The organism is Aeribacillus sp. FSL K6-2848 (genome assembly GCF_038004325.1).
Lineage (GTDB): Bacteria > Bacillota > Bacilli > Bacillales > Aeribacillaceae > Aeribacillus > Aeribacillus composti.
On sequence record NZ_JBBOQQ010000001.1, the window covers coordinates 1928325 to 1948860 of the forward strand.

Annotated in this window: 21 protein-coding genes and 1 pseudogene; 16 read left to right on the plus strand and 6 right to left on the minus strand. The window is 38.6% G+C overall.

Annotation, left to right across the window (positions count from 1 at the left end):
- Positions 1-909 precede the first annotated feature (909 nt).
- A complete protein-coding gene (locus tag NSS70_RS09405) occupies positions 910-2394 on the minus strand; it encodes an aldehyde dehydrogenase family protein (protein WP_340881361.1) in 1485 nt (494 codons plus the stop codon).
- Positions 2395-2634: 240 nt separating this feature from the next.
- Between NSS70_RS09405 and NSS70_RS09410 the strand changes: the two genes are divergently transcribed.
- The 4 genes and pseudogenes from NSS70_RS09410 to NSS70_RS09425 form a co-directional block, all read left to right on the plus strand.
- Positions 2635-2874 carry a spore coat associated protein CotJA gene (locus NSS70_RS09410; protein WP_063389713.1) on the plus strand — a complete coding sequence of 80 codons (240 nt, stop codon included), beginning with the start codon at positions 2635-2637 and terminating at the stop codon, positions 2872-2874.
- A 5-nt stretch (positions 2875-2879) separates the two neighbouring features.
- Positions 2880-3140 carry a spore coat protein CotJB gene (locus NSS70_RS09415; RefSeq protein WP_063389714.1) on the plus strand — a complete coding sequence of 87 codons (261 nt, stop codon included), beginning with the start codon at positions 2880-2882 and terminating at the stop codon, positions 3138-3140.
- A gap of 45 nt (positions 3141-3185) precedes the next feature.
- A complete protein-coding gene (gene cotJC / locus NSS70_RS09420; RefSeq protein WP_063389715.1) occupies positions 3186-3755 on the plus strand; it encodes a spore coat protein CotJC in 570 nt (189 codons plus the stop codon).
- Positions 3756-4586: 831 nt separating this feature from the next.
- A pseudogene (locus NSS70_RS09425) lies at positions 4587-4940 on the plus strand (IS110 family transposase); the annotation flags it as partial.
- Positions 4941-5264: 324 nt separating this feature from the next.
- Here NSS70_RS09425 and NSS70_RS09430 read toward each other — a convergent pair.
- A complete protein-coding gene (locus NSS70_RS09430) occupies positions 5265-5936 on the minus strand; it encodes an ABC transporter ATP-binding protein (protein WP_339195466.1) in 672 nt (223 codons plus the stop codon).
- A 432-nt stretch (positions 5937-6368) separates the two neighbouring features.
- On the opposite strand from NSS70_RS09430, the gene NSS70_RS09435 reads away from it, so the two are divergent.
- Positions 6369-7646 carry an IS110 family transposase gene (locus NSS70_RS09435; protein ID WP_340881101.1) on the plus strand — a complete coding sequence of 426 codons (1278 nt, stop codon included), beginning with the start codon at positions 6369-6371 and terminating at the stop codon, positions 7644-7646.
- Between the two features lie 364 nt (positions 7647-8010).
- Here NSS70_RS09435 and NSS70_RS09440 read toward each other — a convergent pair whose 3' ends face one another.
- Both NSS70_RS09440 and NSS70_RS09445 read right to left on the minus strand, forming a co-directional pair.
- Positions 8011-8994, minus strand: coding sequence for a sugar transporter (locus tag NSS70_RS09440; RefSeq protein WP_340881362.1), 984 nt, complete (start codon positions 8992-8994; stop codon positions 8011-8013).
- Positions 8995-9132: 138 nt separating this feature from the next.
- Positions 9133-9690: a hypothetical protein gene (locus tag NSS70_RS09445; RefSeq protein WP_063389719.1), complete on the minus strand. Its 558-nt coding sequence runs from the start codon at positions 9688-9690 to the stop codon at positions 9133-9135.
- Between the two features lie 915 nt (positions 9691-10605).
- Here NSS70_RS09445 and NSS70_RS09450 point away from each other — a divergent pair.
- Together NSS70_RS09450 and NSS70_RS09455 are read left to right on the plus strand one after the other, a co-directional pair.
- Complete coding sequence (locus NSS70_RS09450; protein ID WP_063389720.1) at positions 10606-10974, plus strand: helix-turn-helix transcriptional regulator; 369 nt, start codon at positions 10606-10608, stop codon at positions 10972-10974.
- 15 nt (positions 10975-10989) lie between these two features.
- Entirely contained in the window at positions 10990-12687 is a 1698-nt protein-coding gene (locus tag NSS70_RS09455; protein WP_340881363.1) for an ABC-ATPase domain-containing protein, read from the plus strand.
- 185 nt (positions 12688-12872) lie between these two features.
- On the opposite strand, the gene NSS70_RS09460 is transcribed toward NSS70_RS09455, so the two are convergent.
- Positions 12873-14108, minus strand: coding sequence for an MFS transporter (locus tag NSS70_RS09460; RefSeq protein ID WP_144597004.1), 1236 nt, complete (start codon positions 14106-14108; stop codon positions 12873-12875).
- A 259-nt stretch (positions 14109-14367) separates the two neighbouring features.
- A complete protein-coding gene (locus tag NSS70_RS09465; RefSeq protein WP_063389723.1) occupies positions 14368-14586 on the minus strand; it encodes a hypothetical protein in 219 nt (72 codons plus the stop codon).
- Between the two features lie 164 nt (positions 14587-14750).
- Between NSS70_RS09465 and yunB the strand changes: the two genes are divergently transcribed.
- The 9 genes from yunB to NSS70_RS09510 all read left to right on the plus strand — a co-directional run bounded on the left by yunB (position 14751) and on the right by NSS70_RS09510 (position 20288).
- Positions 14751-15497 (plus strand): sporulation protein YunB, encoded by a 747-nt coding sequence (gene yunB, locus NSS70_RS09470; RefSeq protein WP_063389724.1) that lies wholly within the window; start codon positions 14751-14753, stop codon positions 15495-15497.
- A 100-nt stretch (positions 15498-15597) separates the two neighbouring features.
- A complete protein-coding gene (locus NSS70_RS09475) occupies positions 15598-15804 on the plus strand; it encodes a DUF1657 domain-containing protein (RefSeq protein ID WP_066246606.1) in 207 nt (68 codons plus the stop codon).
- Positions 15805-15962: 158 nt separating this feature from the next.
- Positions 15963-16409 carry a YhcN/YlaJ family sporulation lipoprotein gene (locus NSS70_RS09480; protein ID WP_063389726.1) on the plus strand — a complete coding sequence of 149 codons (447 nt, stop codon included), beginning with the start codon at positions 15963-15965 and terminating at the stop codon, positions 16407-16409.
- 13 nt (positions 16410-16422) lie between these two features.
- Positions 16423-16902 carry a stage V sporulation protein AC gene (gene spoVAC / locus NSS70_RS09485; RefSeq protein ID WP_063389727.1) on the plus strand — a complete coding sequence of 160 codons (480 nt, stop codon included), beginning with the start codon at positions 16423-16425 and terminating at the stop codon, positions 16900-16902.
- 1 nt (position 16903) lies between these two features.
- On the plus strand, positions 16904-17911 hold the full coding sequence (gene spoVAD, locus NSS70_RS09490; RefSeq protein WP_063389728.1) for a stage V sporulation protein AD: 1008 nt from the start codon (positions 16904-16906) through the stop codon (positions 17909-17911).
- A gap of 5 nt (positions 17912-17916) precedes the next feature.
- Positions 17917-18273 carry a stage V sporulation protein AE gene (gene spoVAE, locus NSS70_RS09495; protein WP_063389729.1) on the plus strand — a complete coding sequence of 119 codons (357 nt, stop codon included), beginning with the start codon at positions 17917-17919 and terminating at the stop codon, positions 18271-18273.
- A gap of 5 nt (positions 18274-18278) precedes the next feature.
- Positions 18279-18485 (plus strand): DUF1657 domain-containing protein, encoded by a 207-nt coding sequence (locus NSS70_RS09500; protein WP_063389730.1) that lies wholly within the window; start codon positions 18279-18281, stop codon positions 18483-18485.
- 14 nt (positions 18486-18499) lie between these two features.
- Positions 18500-19360, plus strand: coding sequence for a DUF421 domain-containing protein (locus NSS70_RS09505; RefSeq protein WP_066246610.1), 861 nt, complete (start codon positions 18500-18502; stop codon positions 19358-19360).
- Positions 19361-19376: 16 nt separating this feature from the next.
- The gene (locus tag NSS70_RS09510; RefSeq protein ID WP_340881365.1) at positions 19377-20288 is read left to right on the plus strand and encodes an NAD(P)/FAD-dependent oxidoreductase; all 912 of its coding nucleotides are present in this window, start codon (positions 19377-19379) and stop codon (positions 20286-20288) included.
- Positions 20289-20536: the final 248 nt, after the last annotated feature.

Genomic DNA, 20536 nt, shown 5'->3' on the forward strand with positions numbered 1-20536 from the left:
AACAAATACTATGTAACTTCTTGATTAGATCTGCCATCATAACAAAAATTTTATCATCATACGCATTTTCATCCTGCTTTAAAATGTCGTCTATATATCTTGGTATTCCTTTATAAAAGCTTTAACAAAGTCCGTGAAATGACAATCCAGTACTTTTTGTTTGCTTGAATCATAATACAACAATCAATAAACAGACGATTTTGGGATTTTTTTAATGTGATATTTTAAAGCATTCTCATAGCTTCTACGGTCCCTTGAACTATTTTTCATTACTGAATTTGATCAAGTAATCTCCGATATCTAATAAAAGACCATCACGGAATGTTGTTTTTGTCCCTTTTCAACAATATACATATATAATCTTTTGTAGAAATAAAAGGATAGCTCAAAAGGAGCATCTTTTGTATCCTCATATTCTTCAATCTCAAATAATAGCTTCATCTGTCTATACACCCTTTAAATTCATTTTGTTTACTATTTGTACAGATTTCATATATAAAATTACTTGATTTATCCCGTTACTTGGTTTTCCTTTAAAGATTTCATAATCCTCTTCATTTCTGTTTTTGAAAGATTTTTAGAAACAATGTTCATTTTATATCGCGATTTTCCCTGTAATTCCTTTTTGATGCTGTGCGTCCTTTAATTTGTAAAAAGCAGAGAAGACAACGCTTTTTTTAATTTAAAGCCGAACAGGGAAGGGGTGTTCTGCTGTATTATGGACAATTACTGTTTCTGTTGTTTTTCACAGAGGAAATGCCCGAGCTTTTCTCAATGCAGAAAGTACTAAAGCAGGCGGAACTCAACCTTTTAGGAGAAGTTCTCGACAACTGGAAAGCCCCACAGAAATCATTTTCTGTGGGGCATAGATATTGTTTTTTAGACAGGCGCTATTCTGAATTATATATTTTAATTTAAGCTAATCCACACGCTTTTTACTTCTGTATAGTTGTTCAAAGCATATGAACCCATTTCGCGACCGATACCTGATTGTTTGTATCCGCCAAACGGAGAAGCTGCGTCAAATACATTATAACAGTTGACCCAAACAGTTCCTGCTCTCAAGCGATTGGCGACATAGTGAGCGTTGGCCACATCTCTCGTCCATAAACCGGCAGCTAAGCCGTATTCGCTGTTGTTTGCCCGATCAATAACTTCATCTAAATCTTCAAAAGGCAATGCAGCAATGACCGGACCGAATATTTCCTCTTTGGCAATTGTCATTTTATCTTCAACATCAGCAAAAATTGTAGGAGTGACAAAATACCCTTTTTCAGATGGCGTAGATCCGCCGGTCACAACTTCTGCGCCTTCTTCAATTCCTTTTTCAATATAATTCAACACTCTTGACTGCTGCTCTTCAGATACGAGCGGCCCCATTTCCGTTTCCGGATTCAGACCAAAGCCTTGGCGGATATTTTGGGCATGGGAGGCCATATCTGCTAATACATTATCGTAATGTTTTTTCTGAATAAACACACGAGAACCTGCACAGCATACTTGACCTTGATTAAACATTACACCGTTTAATGCACCTGGAATCGCTTTTGACAGATCAGCATCCGGCAAAATAATATTCGGCGATTTGCCTCCTAATTCCAGCGTAACTCGCTTCAGTGAACGTGCGGCATTTTTCATTATCAGCTTGCCGACTTCCGTCGATCCGGTAAAAGCAATTTTATCTATCAGAGGATGATCAACAATCGCTTGCCCAGCTGTTTCCCCAAAGCCCGGTACTATGTTGATAACCCCAGGTGGGAAACCTGCTTCTTCAATAAGCTCTGCTAAATAAAGGGCTGAAAGTGGAGTTTGTTCTGCAGGCTTCAAAACGACTGTACAACCAGTTGCAAGAGCGGCACCAAGTTTCCACATTGCCATTAGAAGCGGGAAGTTCCATGGAATAATCTGACCGACAACACCAACAGGTTCATGTCTTGTATAATTGAAAAATGGTCCGTTGACAGGAATGGTCTGCCCGACTATTTTTGTAGACCATCCGGCATAGTAACGCAAGTGTTCAATGGCTAATGGAATATCTGCATTTCTAGTTTCCCGGATCGGTTTTCCGTTATCCAGCGTTTCCAGCTGAGCTAGTTCTTCTTTGTTTTCTTCCAGCAAATCCGCCAGTTTGTACAATAATCGGCTTCGTTCAGCAGCTGATATTTTGGACCATGGCCCGCTGTCAAAAGCAGCTCTTGCCGCACGGACAGCACGGTCAATATCTTCTTTGTCCGCTTCATAAACCGTTGCAAGAGTTTCTCCAGTTGCTGGATTAGGAGTGTCGAACGTTTTGCCGGAAACGCTTTCGACAAATTCACCATTAATGTACAACTTTTTTTTCCCTTTTAGAAACTCCGCTACTTTCCCTTCAACATTAGCGATTAATTGACTCATCGATCATCCTCCTAATTTTTTTTTTCGTTGTGTAAACTCTGGATGAACGAAATACAGTTTTATAATAAAGGAAAATTCAGAATATTTCAACCCATTTTTTAAAAATTACCAAAAATCTCCTGACCAACAACTGCTGGATGGCCGCAGAAAACTTAAGAAAACAACTTTATTTCAGTCATCAAGACAAACTATTTAAGAATAATCGTATAAAGAGAAATGAACTTCAAAGAGGTGATGACTATGAATGAGAAGCATCAAAAATCTTTTACGACCGTAAAATCATATCGTCCTTTTCATAGCAGATATGATCCATGTAAACCAATCGGTGTCAAATACTATTCCACACCGCCAAACCTTTTCCTCGGTTTTCAGCCGCCGAACTTGCAGCAATTTTCCGCAAAAGAAGCATTAAAAAAAGGGACTCTTTGGCGATTTTTTTATGACTATTACGAAAATCCGTATGAGAAAAAAGGGAGGTAGCCAAAATGAAGGAGCTTCCTCAAGAGTACTATCAGCTCCTTGAAGAAATTCAAGCGGCTGATTTCGTGCTTGTTGAATTATCGCTTTATCTAGACACTCATCCAAATGATATAGAAGCAATCCAGCAATTTAACCAATATGCCCAATACTCAAAACAATTGAAGCAAATGTTTGAATCAAAATTCGGTGCGCTGCAGCAATTTGGAAACAGCTTTTCAGACGCGAACTGGAGCTGGGGAACGATGCCGTGGCCATGGCAAGTATAGCTTTAATCCGTTTAACTATACTCATACGATGAAAGGAGAAAGAACATGTGGTTTTATGAAAAAAAACTACAATATCCTGTCAGGGTGAGTACGTGCAACCCAAAACTTGCAAAATATTTAATTGAACAATACGGCGGAGCGGATGGAGAACTTGCTGCCGCCCTTCGCTATTTGAATCAAAGATACACGATCCCCGACAAAGTAGTAGGACTTTTAACGGATATTGGAACAGAAGAATTTGCTCATTTGGAGATGATCGCAACAATGGTGTATAAATTGACGAAAGATGCGACACCGGAACAATTAAAGGAAGCAGGACTAGGCGAGCATTATGTCAATCATGACAGCGCCTTGTTTTATAACAACGCTGCTGGAACTCCGTGGACTGCGACTTATATTCAAGCAAAAGGGGATCCGATAGCTGATTTGTATGAGGATATAGCTGCCGAGGAAAAAGCAAGAGCTACTTATCAATGGATTATCGATATGTCAGATGATCCAGACTTAAATGACGGATTAAGATTTTTGCGCCAAAGAGAAATTGTTCATTCGCAACGTTTTCGGGAGGCGGTGGAAATTTTAAAAGAAGAACGTGATCGTAAAAAGTTTTTTTAAGAAGTTCAAGGAGCATCCAATCAGACGTACTTTTATCTATTGGATGCTCCTTTTATGTTTCAGGCAGAACATTGTTGGTAATATCCAAGATTGACAGCATTGATCGAATTTTTTTACTCTCTTTCTTTTAAAATAATACAAGCAGCTGTACAATCGATCAATTGAAGCTGTTCACGTACAAAAATAGTGTATTTTGCATTACTTAATCCATTTTCTTTAGCCCATGAATAAAATTCAAAATCATATCCTCCTCCTTAATATTTATGAAGACATAGTATTTTCTACTTCTACTATGTCTATCCCAATTTTATCCTTGATATATCATCTAGGTTAGAAAAGAATGGCACACCTTAAAAATAAAAATGCAACAAAAAAGGATAAAAGTAACTCTCCTCCTTGAAAAATGGACACATTACTTAAATGGTTATTTATAACATACTGTATGGAAAATACACAGCTATCTATGCAAAAGAAAACTCAAAAATGTAAGTGATCCAGTTAGGTATTATGAGCGATGCTGCGAGTCCTTTAATAATTACCATAAATCTGAGCATATAAACGAGTGCTACTGCACTTACCAATAAAGAAATATGTATAAGTCTGACCGAGAGCAATAATTTACATAGTCTCCTAAGAAATGATTAACTCCTAAAGAAACAAAGTAAATGATTAGGCTAGGAACAGCCATAGCAAAGAATAAACAAAAGCCTATAAGGAACATTCCTGTTAGAAGTTTTTTCGGGGACTTGAATAAAAAAGCCCTCTTGGTATGATTCGGGGGTGTCAATCGGATTAATTGCCCCCTAATTTGGATACCAAGGAGGACTATACATGAGTTCTATCTCAAACAAGAAGATTAATCAAGTCACCGATCAAACGCTCATCGTTGGCATGGATATCGCGAAAAAGAAGCATTATGCCTGCTTTGTGGATGAGCGAGGGAGGGTGTTAAAAAAGCCGTTTCCCGTTCTGCAATCGAAAGAAGGATTGGAATGGTTGTACCAGTGCATCGTGAAAGCGATGGAGGAAGTTGAAAAAACGGAAGTGATCGTTGGCATCGAGCCAACGGGACATTATTGGCTCAATCTCGCTTACTTTCTTGACGAGAAGAGCATTCCTCTCGTGATGACAAACCCGATGCACGTGAAGCGCTCCAAAGAGCTAGACAACAATCTTCCAACCAAGGCTTTATAAGTCCAAGACACTGCCCCTTGAGTTTGAAAATCTCCATTAACATTAGCGACTGTTCTAGCAGGGTCAATTTTTATAGAGATTGATTGGTTTTGAATAGCTTTTTGGACTCCTTTATGAACTGTTTCATCAGGCTTTGACTACTATTTACTCGAGCTATCCACGTAAATACTGTTTTTTTGTTTTTCATTCTGCTATATGAAAGAATGATTCAAACAGTATTTGTACGTTAGTAAAATAGCGGAAAAAGCAAGGTGAAACTGTTCCTTAGAAAGCCCAATAAAAAAAATAAACTTCCTGTAACCGAGCATACAAAATTTATGCTTCACGGCTGCCGCACTCTAAAACTACTGTATTCAGTTGTTCATTCCTTTTTAAAATGATCTTTTGATTTGAAAAATCAGTTAAATCAGCATCCGTTGAATGAGTGGCATAAATTAAAATTGCCTTGTTTTGCATGACGTAATTTTTCAAATAATCGAGAATAACTTTTCTTGACCTAATATCGAAATTGACAAAAGGTTCATCAAGGAGAATCAAATTAGGCGAAGATAGAAGTGCTAAAATTAAAGATAGTTTTTGTTTCGTTCCTAAAGACAGTTCGCGTGTAAGGGTATTTTTATATTTGTAGAGTCCAATTTTTTCTATAAGACCTTCTAGAGACGAATCTAATCTTTCCCCATTCAGGAAGGATAAGATCATATCAATTGTTTCAGCCGGTGTTAAATAATCGTATAAAAATGGTGTATTGCCAATTAAGGAGACTCCTTTTATATACTTTTGAAAATCGTCCTTTAATGAAATATTGTTTAACTTGATGTTCCCATCGAATGTTGTCATTCCACCGATGATATTCAACAACGTTGATTTGCCAATTCCATTTTCACCAAGTAATTCAACAATGCTCATGTTATCTATTTTTAAGTTAATACCGTCAAAAATGTAGGCTGATTCACCATATCTTTTTTTTATATTGATCAATTCAAGCATGTTTTACCTCTCTTTTGTCAGAAAATTATATAATAATAAAAAATGTGAATAAACAATAAAGAAAAAGAGTATAGGATATATACTGCCGAATTTCATTGAATAAAAAGCTACAGCGCTGCATGTAATAGAAGGCAACCCTAAAACGAATAAATCTTCTAAAGGATTAAAAAAATATACAAAAAAATTGTTTTTAATATCTTCTATTGATAATTTTTGAAAGCGATAGACTCTTTTTGAAATGATTTTTATTGTGTAGAAGTAAATGATTGTTGAACATAAAACAGTGACAGCTGAAAATAATGAAAATCCATAAAGGAGCATTCCTGTTAGAAGTTTTTTCGGGGACTTGAATAAAAAAAGCCCTCTTGGTATGATTCGGGGGTGTCAATCGCACGAATTGACCCCTAATTTGGATACCAAGGAGGACTATACATGAATTCTATCTCAAACAAGAAGATTAATCAAGTCACCGATCAAACGCTGGTTGTTGGGATGGATATCGCAAAGAAAAAACATTATGCCTGCTTTGTGGATGAGCGAGGAAGGGTGTTAAAAAAGCCGTTTCCCGTTCTGCAATCGAGAGAAGGATTGGAATGGTTGTACCAGTGCATCGTGGAAGCCATGAAGGAATTTGGAAAAACCGAGGTGATCGTTGGCATCGAGCCAACGGGACATTATTGGCTCAATCTCGCTTACTTTCTTGACGAGAAGGGCATTCCTCTCGTCATGACAAACCCGATGCACGTGAAGCGCTCCAAAGAGCTGGACGATAACCTTCCAACCAAGCATGATGCGAAAGACGCGCTCGTCATTGCCCGGTTAGTGAAAGACGGCCGATTCAGCTATCCGCGCATTCTGAAAGGGATGGAGGCCGAACTGCGCGTTGGAGCGACATTTCGCTCCAAATTGGTGGAAGAACGGGGAGCGATTCGAAATCAAATGATTCGCTGGCTTGATCGATATTTTCCGGAGTTTTCCCAAGTCTTCCCGTCATTTGGGAAAATGGCGCTCGCGGTGCTGGAATATACGCCATTTCCGAGTGATCTGGCAGGAAAAGAGCTGGAAGAGGTGCTGGCCCTTTACCGGCAAAGTGAGGGATTACAATCGCCACAAAAGCCGAAAGCGAAGAAGCTGATGGAACTGGCCCAACACTCCATTGGCGTAACGGAAGGACAACAGATGGCCCGTATCGAAATCGCCACACTTGTCCGCCGGTACCGCCAATTGGAGAAAGAAATCGAGGCACTGAATGAGCAACTGACAGAACTTGTGCAAACATCCGTGGAATACGAATGGCTCAAAACTGTTCCGGGCTTAGGGGATGCGACGATCGTGGAACTGTTATCGGAAATCGGGAGTTTTTCCCACTATCAGGATCCGCGCCAATTATTGAAACTTGCGGGACTGACCTTACGGGAAAACTCCTCCGGCCAACACAAAGGGCAAAAACGGATCTCCAAGCGTGGAAGAAGGCGGTTGCGCGCCCTCCTCTTCCGCGTGATGATGCCGATGATCCGCCACAACGAAGCGTTTCGGCAGCTGCACGACTATTACACGACACGTCCTGATAATCCGTTGCGGAAGAAGCAATCGATTGTGGTGTTATGCGGAAAATTATTGAAGGTATTGCACGCTGTATGTACGAAGCACCAAGCGTTCGATGCGAAGCGAATGATGCAGGACATCTTTGGCCTCGAAACGGCTGCTTGATGCCTATAGTCTCGATTCTCTAGACAACAAGGATGACACGGAGAAGCTGGCGCGATATCATCCATTCGACCTTGAGTCCCTAAAGGAGCTTAGCCGGCCTCTGCCTGATGACTAGACCGAACGAAGGAATGTAGGCGCAAGGATGCCAAGAGACATGGGAGGGTTCGTCATCATCAGCGATGCAGAGATCCACGGTGCATCCCATACGCTTCCCCCACTACAACCAAATTTAACCAGTAGTGGCCGCGAAGCGTACCCAGTCAATGTAAGATATACACATATTTAAGAAATAATGTTAGGAACTTTGTCGAAAAATATTTTTTTGACACCCCTGAAACGGCTACAACCGTTGATATATCAACATTTATAGAGGGAGGAATACACCAGCATAATAACTGATTAGGATTACGATGAGCCTTCTTGACAGAAATTTAGAAAGCGAATTCTCATAATAAGTTTTTTGATCAAACTTCTTTATATAATAAAAATCGCTTAAATTACAGTCGTTTAACAGTTTTGAGCTATTTATGATTCCTTGAGATATCATACTAATCATTGCGCTTTCAATTCCTAAATAAACCGAAATGATAATCAATTTATGAATATTAAAATAAAAATGAATCATACATATCAGAACTAAAGAAGCAGCTGCAAACAAATAAGTATACAATATATATAAGTAGTAAGTTCTATTTTGACAAGATCGGGATAAAGCCGCTTGATACTGATCTAAATGCAGGTCATTTTTATACCGGATGAAATGTTCTTTCTTTTTCGTAGCGTTCGGCCCGTGAATAAATAAAAAGACAATCTGAGGATTGCTCCATAAAAATTTTACAATAATAGTAAAAAAAACAGCTATTAAGAAGAAAATCTCGTATAAAAGAATGGTTATGTAACTAAAATGAAATTCTCTCATAAAAATCAACATAAAAAAACAATAAGACAAAATGTTTGTTCCAAATGTTAACAGCAATTTTTTAATAATCAGTAATTGAAATTTAATTTTGTGAGCTTTATACATCCATTGAGAAATATTCTCCAGTTCCACATGATCGTAATCATCATTATTAATATCAGTGAACAAAAGCGTTATAAAAAAATAGATAGTGGCGATATAAAAAGGATTTATATTTATAAAGGAATGAAAAAAATAAATGAGCAAATAGACAAAAATCGGTGCTAACATCGAAGCGAAAGTAATGACTGCATTTACGTTATAGAGAAAGACCAGCAGCAATTTTTTATCGCCGCCAGCAAACTTATTTAGAAAATTCCCAAATAAAATCTCGAAATTTGCTAATGCTTTTCTTTTTTTCATTAACCGCTTGTATTTAAAGTATTTCATCTTCTTCAATTCCCCAACATTTTCGTAACAATTTTTACCAGATTAAAAATTCCTACTAAAAAAACGATTATCGAGATTACGAACAATATTCTCATTTTAGCCTTAAATTTTTTTTCCATATTATGCACCTTCCTAAGATCATTGAAATTGCACAACAGTCATGAACGTTTGAATGATAAGCGTCAAACCATAAGTGGTCGAAAATATTATTGTACACAGTCTTATTTTTAGGCTGATGGAAGTGGAACTGTCTAAATATGATAAATATAAGTAGAAAAAAACAACCAATAGGATTTGCGAACCTGGAAACCAGCCCAGCCATTGAATATCTTGCAGTTGATTAAAGCCAGCCAGTGAAATGATCGTCATATTTAATAAAATGGAAACAAGATTCGCAAAAATGATGGCTGATAAAAAGTTACTAAATGTAAACTTTTTATTCGTCATGACATTTGTAATATAAGTAACAAATATTGTTTCGATTATGATCACGGTAATTCCCGCAATCAATTGTATTAAAATTAACAAAGCAGCAACAAACGAATGTGCAAACAATGGAAAGCTCGCTTGCAGTTTATCAAATTGCTCAATCACTTGAAACTGTTTAATGGAAAAAAATGAATTCGCCACAACTGCTAGCACTAACAGGCAAAAAGAAAGTAAATTTATTATTCTTTCATTTTTTAATTTGAGCATATTTATCCCCTTTATAAGAAAAGGTGTTCCGCCTTATTACAAAAATTAAAACATTAGGAGGCTAAAGGCTATTACAGTTAGAGTCAATCACCATGAAACATAAGAAATTTCATTGAGACCATCAAGAATAATTCCGGCAGCAGTCAGATTAAATTCATAACTTATCCTCTCAAAATTGCTTTAATTTCACACAAATAATATTCTTTCCTCGTTTAAAATTGCAACTGAATGGGCTGTACTTAGTTGGTCAGAAATTTTTAGTTCTAGTAGACTATAAACAACAAATTATGCAATTGTACTGAAGCGGGAAGCCAAATTGTAATCAACCGAACTTGCATAGATAAGCAGCCTGTGAATTCTTATGTGATGAAACCCGAAAACAAAGTCATGTAATTTCTTTTAAACTAGTATTTCCGAATGAGGTTTTTGGCAATTTATAGAAATATTATAATGAAGGTTGGATCCCTTGGTCAAGCTGCTCCTAAATTTTTCTAATGGTTTTCAAAAGGTGGCATGTTAGGAATAATGATTTTAAGTAATCCATCTCATTAATCTACGTTTTTTCAGACAGAATCATCTTGTTTGTAACACTCATTATTGCGTGAATAAGAAATGTTCATGCCCGATGCTTCCGAGAAGCAATCGAAATTTTAAAAAGGTCAAGATTCGGTGGTAGAGGAAAAGACTTTCGGATTGACCAACAGCCGAATGCCATTCCACTTTATGCTAAAACAAATATTTTAACAAATAGCATGGAGGTCTTGTCATATTATGTGACAATTCATTTTGCAAACAATGTTCTAAATGAAAAAAAGATATATTTTTATTTGAACTTATATTATGATTAAAATAAAAGGATCGGAAAACTATAAGTTTACATAATTATATTATTGTAAAAAGGAGATGGATGGAGAGATGACGGAAAAAAGAAAACCTAGCGGCTTTTTATTGAAGCAGCGAGCTTTTTTAAAATTATATTTAATCACGATGACGGAAAAGAAGCGGCTGTATGGTTTTAAAATATTGGATGAACTGCGGGAAGAGTTTCGCCCGTATGGCTACCGTCCGAATCATTCTGAGCTGTACAAAGCGCTTCATGATTTAATAAAAGACGGCATTTTAAAACAAATTAAACGAAAAAAGGAAGGAGCCGAGTTTCAAGAGGTTGTCTATTATCAGTTTGTCGATTATGAAAAAGCAAAACAATATAAAAGACAACTAAAAGCAGAGCTGGACCGCTCAAAAGCAATTATTGAAAAAGCTATACGAGACAATTTTGCATAAATATGGAGGAGTATTATGATCAATCTTGCAAAAAAGCTGGAACAAATCGATGGCAAAGGATATAAAGCGTACAAACAGATTCAAGGCTCGTACAAGTTTCCTGATTTTGAATTGTTGATCGATTATGTACAGGGCGATCCGTTTGCGAGTCCTTCGAAAATCAGAATATTGATCGCTAGAAGCAAAACGGCTTTTTTACAAAAATGGACAAACAGCCGGCAAAGAAAGATAAGATGTGAAGATATGATTGTCCGCGAAGTATTTCAAGCTATTTCTAATTTGAAAAATAACGTACGCGGCTCTGGAAAAAGCGGGCTGATCATGATTGACAAACCGGGGCAGAAGGTGTTAGAACGGACAGCTGTTCAGATAGGAGAAAACGATATTACAGTTTGTCTTTCAATCGGTCTTCCGGCTCAAGGGAGAACAATATTAGGCAAGGAAGCCAAAAAAATATTTTTTCAACTACTTCCCGAAATTTTGCGGCATTCTGTCTTTTCTGTGAAGGAGAAAGATATTGAGGGCGCGATTCAGCTTTGCGACCAGCAAATGGCGATCCGCTCCTATATGAAAGAGAGAGGAATAATAGCGTTTATTGCAAATAATTCAATTTTGCCGCGTGCAAGCGGCGTAAGTGATCAGCCGTTGAAAGGCGCTGTTCCTTTTCAAAGTCCAAAGGAAATGGAAGTCTCAATTCCTGTTCCGCATCGGCAAGAACCGTTGAAGGGCATGGCTATATACAAAGGCATCACCTTGATCGTTGGAGGAGGTTATCATGGAAAAAGCACTTTATTAAAGGCGCTCGAGCATGGTGTTTATGACCATATTGAAGAGGACGGCCGTGAATTTGTTTTGACGGACCGTTCAGCATGCAAAATACGTGCCGAAGATGGCCGCAGTATAAAGAAGGTGGATATTTCCGCTTTTATTAACAATCTGCCGTTTCAAAAAAGCACAAAATCCTTCTCTACGGAAAATGCAAGCGGCAGTACATCGCAGGCAGCCAATATAATGGAAATGCTAGAAGCAGGAGCAAAAACATTATTGATCGACGAGGATACAAGTGCAACAAACTTTATGATTCGGGACGCCAGAATGCAAGCATTAATTCATAAAGAGCATGAGCCCATTACTCCATTTATCGATAAAGTTTTACAATTGAAGCAGGATTTTGATGTCTCAACAATTTTAGTTATGGGCGGATCGGGAGATTACTTTTCCGTTGCGGATCGCGTAATTAAAATGGATCATTATAAGCCTTATGACGTCACACATGAAGCAAAACAGATTGCCTGTCAAATTAAAACCGGAAGAAAGCATGAAGGAGGGGAGAAATTTGGAGAATGGAAGCTTCGTATTCCGGAATCAGGCAGCTTGAACAGCAGAAAAGGGAAAAAATCTAAAATTGCTTGCCGGCTTTCTGAAATTCAATATGGACTAGAAAAAATTGATTTATCTTATGTAGAACAGCTGGTCGACGAAAGCCAGACAAGAATGATTGGAGAAATATTATCGTATATCGAACGGACAAACCTTTTTGACAGACGCTTAACAGTATCACAATTGCTTGATTTCGTAGAAAATAAGATCAATCAGGATGGTCTCCAAAGTTTTTCGGCCCATCATGGTCATCAAGGTGAATTGGCGTATGTAAGAAGATTTGAATTAGCGGCAGCCTTGAATCGGATTAGGGCGTTAAAAATTCGGGAATGAAGAAAAGACTTTCTTCCATAAAAAATTTTTCTATCATCATCAACGAACTGACGGGTGCCCCAATTTTGACAGCGCAAAGAAAGCGAGAGACTCCGAGAATTTCTTTTGCTTAGACGGCCTCGACCGCAAGCTTGCCGGCGCGAAACGGGCGCGGGAGTCGCAAGCTTTGAATCTGTCAATGCTCGTTACGAAAACGATTTGGCATGAACTTGCTGGTTTTCCCGCTTTTCCGTTTTCTTTTTCTCTTTTAAATAATCAATTAAAACTAGCAGAATAACAATGAAAAAACAAATGCTTGATAATTGAAAAATCGTTCCTAAATCAACATAGGATGATAAGAAGCCTAGAAAAACCGCACTTATTCCTATTCCTCCATCCAATGCTGAATAATACATTCCGTTTGCGACTCCTCTCCGATCGGCAGGTGTTTTAGAAAGCACCCATGATTGCAAAACAGGAAGCAGTGACCCAAAACCGGCGCCAAATAAAATACCAGCTAAAACAAGCATTCCGACTGAGTATGTGAAAGATAAAACCCAAAAGGCGATAAATGTTAAGAATGAGCAAACAATGGCAAGAAGCCAAGGACCGCTTCGATCAAACCACCTTCCTGAAATTGGTCGTACAGCAGTTGCCGCCAACGCATTACATAAGTAGTATAAGAAGATTTGATCGATCCCTCTTTCTTGGCCGAATATGACGATAAACGTGACAATTCCCCCATAACCGAAAGCTGATAATAATGTAATCAGTGCAGGAAACGCCCCATGTTTATCAATGAGTGAGCGAAAAAAAGAAAAATCCTTTACATGCATTGATTTTTCTAAAACAGACTTTGGCGTTTTGTATTGAACTAATGAAAGGGCGATAATCGATATGACACCGAAAATGGCGGAACCGATGATGAGCGGCTGGAATCCTAAATGTTGAAAAAGCAAAATGCCAAAACTAGGAGCGATGATCATCCCAATGGTGATAGATAAACCATAATAGCCCATTCCTTCTCCGAGGCGTTTCGTTGGAACCAATTCAACAGCTGCCGTTCCATTTGCTGTTGTTGACCAGCCCCAGGCAAAACCGTGAAGGAGGCGGACAATTAAAAATAAAAAAACAATCGATGTAAGCGAGTATGAAAGGGTTAAAAAGAGTAAGCCTACAGCTCCAGTTATAACGAGCCATTTTCGTTTCGCTGATTCAAGAAGAAAACCAATGAGCGGTCGAATGACAACAGCAGCGATGGAAAAAAGGGTTGTAACAAGCCCGATTTCAATGTCCGATGCTCCAATTGCTTTCGCTTGCGGCGGCAAAGTAGGCAAAAGCATTTGAAAGCTCATAAAAATAAATAAATTTCCGATAATTAACAAAATGAATGATTTTGTCCAAAGCGGCGGCTTGGCGGTATGAACGGCAGAATCCTTCATGGATTTGATGGCACCTCCTGCATCGTAAAAACAAAAATATTTAGATACTCGAACAATTACCAACTACTCTATTATACAAATTTTTCAAAGGAACTCAATGGATTGGTTGCCTTTTCTTTTTATTAGAAGCTGGAGAAGAAAATTCACAAATCGATGGAAAATCTAGAACAGCGATGGGGTGAAAAAGTTGCAACTGACACATATTACAAAAAAAGCCGATTTTCTTTCAAATAAGAGAAAGAAAATCGGCCGTTTTCTTTTATCGGTTTGGCATGATTTGTTGAATTTGACTGTTTGCAAATTTTTGTTGCAGCGGTTTGATGATGTTAGCGAATAAGTTTTGTCGTCTGCCAAATCCGTATAATGCTGCAGCCCCCAAACCGACTAAAGAAATCCACATCATGCTGTTTCTTTGCCGGTTCTTAGGAAACATGGAGCCTTTTTTTCCCATTTTGAAGAGGGACCCCATTTTTCTCATTATAAAAGCACCTCTTCCTAAGTTGTGTTTGGAAGAACATCTTCCAACAGTTATAGTATTGTTTTTTCACGATTCTTTATTAGTTACAGTTGATTCCAATTTTATTTTAGCTTCTAATCAGCTTTCTTTTCTACATATATTGGTACAAAGGGAGGGAAATTCTTTTGTACCGAAAATTCAGAAGACGACGAAGACGCGGCCCTCTGCCGGCTAAATATGTTTTTTTAATTACATTTGTCATTTTCAATGTTTTGACAGCATACAGCTTATGGCTGATCAATGCCATTATTGAACCGACATTGGTCAGAATAGCGGAAACAAAGACGAGGCAAATTGCCGAACATGCAATTCATGATGCTGTTTCGAAAAAAATAGCAGAAAAACTTGATATGAAGGAATTGATCATTATTCATGAAAAGAAATCAGACGAAACGGCGACTTACAGCTTTAATTCCCAAATTTATAACCGTCTTATTTCAGATGCGACCGTTTATATTCAGCAATATTTGGATGGGAATGTGGAGGTTGAATCGGAAGACGGCATCCCCGTCAATCAAAACCCAGATGGAAAAGGCCTGGTTTATCATATTCCACTCGGATTAATAACAAACAATGCGCTCATCTCCCATTTAGGTCCTGAAGTTCCCGTACGCTTTGAACTTATTGGTTCAGTTAATTCAGAAATTAGCACAAAATATAAGGAAATTGGCATTAATAACGCTTATTTAGAAATTTATATGGACATTTTAGTTAAAATTAACGTCATTATTCCTTCGATTTCAAAAGATATGGAAATAGAAAATTCAGTGAAAATTGGTGATTTATTTATTGAAGGAAAAGTTCCGCAGTTTTACAACAGCGGCGGGACTGGTTCGGCACCTGCTGTCATTATGCCTGAAAAATCAAAATAATAATACGGAATAAAATGGATATAAGGGAAGAACATCCCTTTTTTACTTTTGGGCATTTAGGAAATATTAAACTTGTAACAACAAAAAGGAGGAATTGACATTGACAGTTTCAACTCAAGTTCAACAAACATTAGCAGGATTAAAAAGTGCTCAAGCAAGCTTTGAAACGTTTGCACTGCAAACGGAAAACAAGCAAGCAAAACAGATTTATCAACAGGCTGCGCAGCAAACACAGTCAATTGTTGATTTGATTAATACCCGCTTGCAGCAAATCCAGAATGAAGAGCCTCAATATAAACAACAGTAAGGGGCTGTCCAGAAAGTCAAATCCCCATTGAAAACAAAAAATCATAACACCGATATATCAACGTTTCTAATACATTAAAGGGGGCATCAATAAGCCGTAAAAATGACTTATTAGACACCCCCTTTCAACACATCACAAATAAGAGTGAGCTGGTCAGGATGAAACATTTTATATTCTTTTTCACTTTCCTTTTTGTTTTCTCAGCATGCCAACAGAACGATATGGTCGATCCGACTTTAGAACAACCGACAAAAATCAATTATTCGACGAAGAACGCTCCTTTTAATCAAAAGGTCGCGAAAAAGGCGGAGGAAATAGCGGAAAGCTATGATGGAGTTCCCAAAGCCATAAGCGTCAATACAGACCGCAAGCTATTGCTTGCTTTTCAATTAGATCATATGAAACGGTTTCAATTAAAACAAAAGGAAAAAACAATTGAAAAAAAATTAAAAAAATCTTTCCGAGATTATGATGTCACCGTTTCAAGCGACATGAAAATTTATTGGGAAACAGAAAAATTAATTAACAAACTGGAAAATCTGGACAAGCGTGAAATGAACAAGAAAGTGGAAAACATTATTCAATTGAGCAGAGAAGAAACATAAGAAGGTGTTTTCGATGGCGAATGAGCAAAGAAAACTTCAAACGAAAATCATGCAGGAATACTATCAATTGGAGAAAAAAAATGAAACGAAAAGACCTGTTGTCCAAAACTGTTTACGAGCCTTTTTAGTCGGTGGAATTATTTGCTCCATCGGACAAGCGATACAGTTTTTTTACATGTACTTTTTTCATTTTACTCAACAAACCGCTGGAAATCCGACTGTTGCCACGATGATTTTTTTATCTATGCTTTTGACCGGATTTGGTGTTTACGACCGGATTGCTCAATTTGGCGGTGCCGGAAGCGCTGTACCAGTCACAGGGTTCGGAAATGCTGTTATTTCTGCAGCGATTGAGCACCGAACAGAAGGATTTGTCCTCGGTGTAGGCGGGAACATGTTTAAATTGGCCGGATCTGTTATTTTATTTGGAACATTTTCTGCATTTGTAGTTGCTTTAATCAAAACGATTTTAATTAAATGGGGTGGTTTTTGAAATGCTGAAAGGACATCGCACTTGGGTATTTCATAATCAACCCGTGATCATTTCAACCGCTACCGTTGGCGGGCCGTTTGAAGCAAATGGCAGACTAGCCGACGATTTTGATCTTCTTCACGAAGATTTGTGGTTGGGTGAGGACTCTTATGAAAAAGCTCATAAAGTGCTTTTTGAAGAAGCGTTTTACAAAGCAATAGAAAAAGGAAACATTGAAAAAGAACAGGTGGAATTTATTATTTCCGGAGATTTAGTGAATCAAATCACCCCGTCCAGCTTTGCAGCAAGAACGTTCGGCGTTCCTTATCTCGGCATTTTCGGCGCTTGTTCTACGTCGATGGAAGGGCTGGCATTAAGCGCATTTATCGTCAATTACGGCGGAGCAAAATATTTACTGACTGGTGCGGCCAGCCATAATACGGCAATCGAAAAACAATTTCGCTATCCGACCGAGTACGGTGGGCAAAAGCCACCGACTGCACAGTGGACAGTCACGGGTGCAGGAGCTGCTTTGTTAAGCAATGAAGGGAAAGGACCTGCCGTGACCTCGGCAACGATTGGCAGAGTGGTCGATTTAGGCATGTCTGATCCGTTTAATATGGGCGGTGCGATGGCGCCGGCAGCAGTTGATACGATAGAAGCGCATTTCCGCGATTTAAATATTGATGCGGACTACTATGATTTAATTGTAACAGGCGACTTAGGAAAAATCGGACGCAACGTCGCTCTTGAATTATTTGAAAAAAATGGAGTTCAAATGGATGAGGAAAAATTTCAGGATTGCGGTTTAATGATTTATCGGGAAGGACAACCAGTTTTATCCGGTGCAAGCGGGGCGGGCTGCTCGGCAATTGTCGTATACGGCCATTTATTAAATCGGATGAAAAAAGGCGAGCTGAAGCGAATTCTCGCTGTCGCAACTGGGGCGCTGCTTTCTCCGCTAACGTTCCAGCAAAATGAAACCATTCCGTGCATTGCACACGCTGTGTCCATTGAATTCAGGGGGTGAAACATTTGGTTGCGTCATTTTTTTGGGCGTTTGTCATAGGCGGATTAATTTGTGTAATTGGACAGATCATGTTTGATGTGTTTCATTTAACACCTGCTCATACATTAAGTACGTTTGTCGTGATTGGAGCCATCTTGGACGGTTTCGGGCTTTATGAACCATTTATCGATTTTGCGGGTGCAGGTGCAACCATTCCGATTACAAGCTTCGGAAATTCTCTCGTTCATGGAGCGTTGCAAGAAGCAGAAAAACATGGATTGATCGGCGTTTTAACAGGTATGTTTGAAGTGACTAGCTCCGGTATTTCAGCAGCTATTATTTTTGGTTTTATCGGAGCGCTTTTATTTAAACCGAAGGGGTGATTGGATTGACAGTAGCATCACAGGTCAAGCAAACGCTGGCCAGTTTAAAAAGCATTCATGCGGGATTGCAAAACTTGGCCATTACGTCAACTGATGAAGAAACGAAACGAGTTTTTCACGAAAACATGTTAATATCTGAAGAAATTATCAATGATGTAAAGTCTCGAATTGGAGAGCTGGAGTTTGAGGAACCTGAGTATAAAGGCTTTTGAAAAGAGGGATGAACATGCCAGAGTGGGTTGAAGTCATTATTCGTTCACTTGCCATAATAGCTGGATTATTTTTCATTTCCAAACTATTGGGAAAAAAACAGCTTTCCAAGCTTTCCTTTTTTGAATACGTCGTCGGCATTACCATTGGTGACATTGCCGGGACACTGTCAATGGATACGAATTTAAATTTAACAAACGGTATTATCAGCATTGCCATATGGGTGATGATTCCGGTTATTATTTCATTCATTTCCATGAAAAGTCCGTCGTTTCAGCAATTTATTGAAGGAAAACCGACCGTTTTTATTAAAAACGGAAAAATCATGGAGGAAAATTTAAAGAAAGAAAAATATCCTTTGGCCGCTTTGTTGGAACAATTGAGGAAAAATAATGTCCATCATGCCAGTGATGTGGAATTTGCTATTTTGGAAACTACTGGTGAACTGAGTATTTTGTTAAAAAAAGAAAAACAGCCTATAACGGTAGGAGATATCAAAACGAACGTTGCCCCTGTTAAAGAACCGCAAACCGTCATAATGGACGGAAAAATTATGGACGAAGCTCTTTCAACGACCGGTTTGAATCGAAGATGGCTGAAAGAAAAACTCGATCAATTAGGAGTCGCCGTCGAGAATGTTTTTTTAGCCCAAGTCGATTCATATGGACAACTCACTGTTGATTTATATGATGATAAAGTAAAAGTGCCTGAACCTGTTGAAAAACAGCTTCTTCTTTCATCCCTTAAAAAAGTGGAGGCAGATTTTGAATTATACGCTCTGCAAACTGAAAATACGGAAGCGAAAAACATGTATATAAAAAATAGAAAAAAAATAGCTGAAATGATCAAAACATTAACGCCTTTTTTGCAAGGTTGACTGAAAGGGTGGAAAAGTGAAAACATACGATTGCATCATTGTTGGCGGCGGGATCGCCGGTTTATCTGCGGCCATTATGCTTGGAAGGTATAAACATAATGTTTTAGTCATCGACAAGATGAACGGAAGATCGATGCTATGCAGAAGCTATCATAATTTGTTAGGGTGGCCTGACGGGGTAAGCGGACAGACACTGCGTACTCTTGGAAGAGAACATGCAGAAAAATACGGAGTAAAATTTTTGAAAAAGCTGGCAGCAAAAGTCGAAAAGCAAGGAAAAGATTTCCTTATCGAAACGGACGATCGCAGCATATACAAAACAAAAAAATTGCTGATTGCAACAGGGGTTACCGACCGCATACCAGAAGTGCTGTCAGAAATAAAGCATTGTTTAGGCATTTCGGTATATGTTTGCCCTGATTGCGATGGATATGAAGTAGATGGGAAATCGGTCATTGTAATGGGGGCAGGAAAAGCAGGAGCGAAGCTGGCTCTCTCACTAACGTACTGGACGAAAGACATTCAGTACGTGAATCATGATGGAGAAGAAATTAATGCTGCATTAAAAAATGAACTTTCTAATAAAAATATCGAATACATAAAAGAACGGTTAACGAAAGTGATGAGAGACGGTGAATGGTTTAAGGGAGTTGAATTGGAAAGCGGAAGACGCCTTTTGGCGGATAGAGGCTTCCTCGGATTTGGCGGCAATCGCGTTCATTCAGATCTTGCCGCTCAGCTCGGCGCCGAGCGATTAGAAAATAAGCATCTAGTCATCCATGCACGGACGAAAGAAACGAGCGTCCAAAATGTTTGGGCAGCCGGAGACGTTGCGGCTCACTCGGAACAAGCTGCAATCGCAATGGGGGATGGAATCCAAGCAGCGATTTGGATTCATAAACGGCTTTTAGAGGAACAACGGACTTGATGTTGATTGATAGATCTGAAAATTCCGAGCTGTTCAGGGCTCCATTATTTTGCCGATTTTACGACCGTAAAAGTTATCGACAAAGAATGACGAGCAATTTAGGAGCGAATGCTCGGATTTGTCTTGAATTAGTATTGGAAAAAGTTGACTGAACATAAAGCTAGGAGGGGGAGGACATCAATTGTTTTGAGCGCTGGAAGTTTCGATGCCCTACTTTATGTTGACATGAAGATATTTATGATTACAGC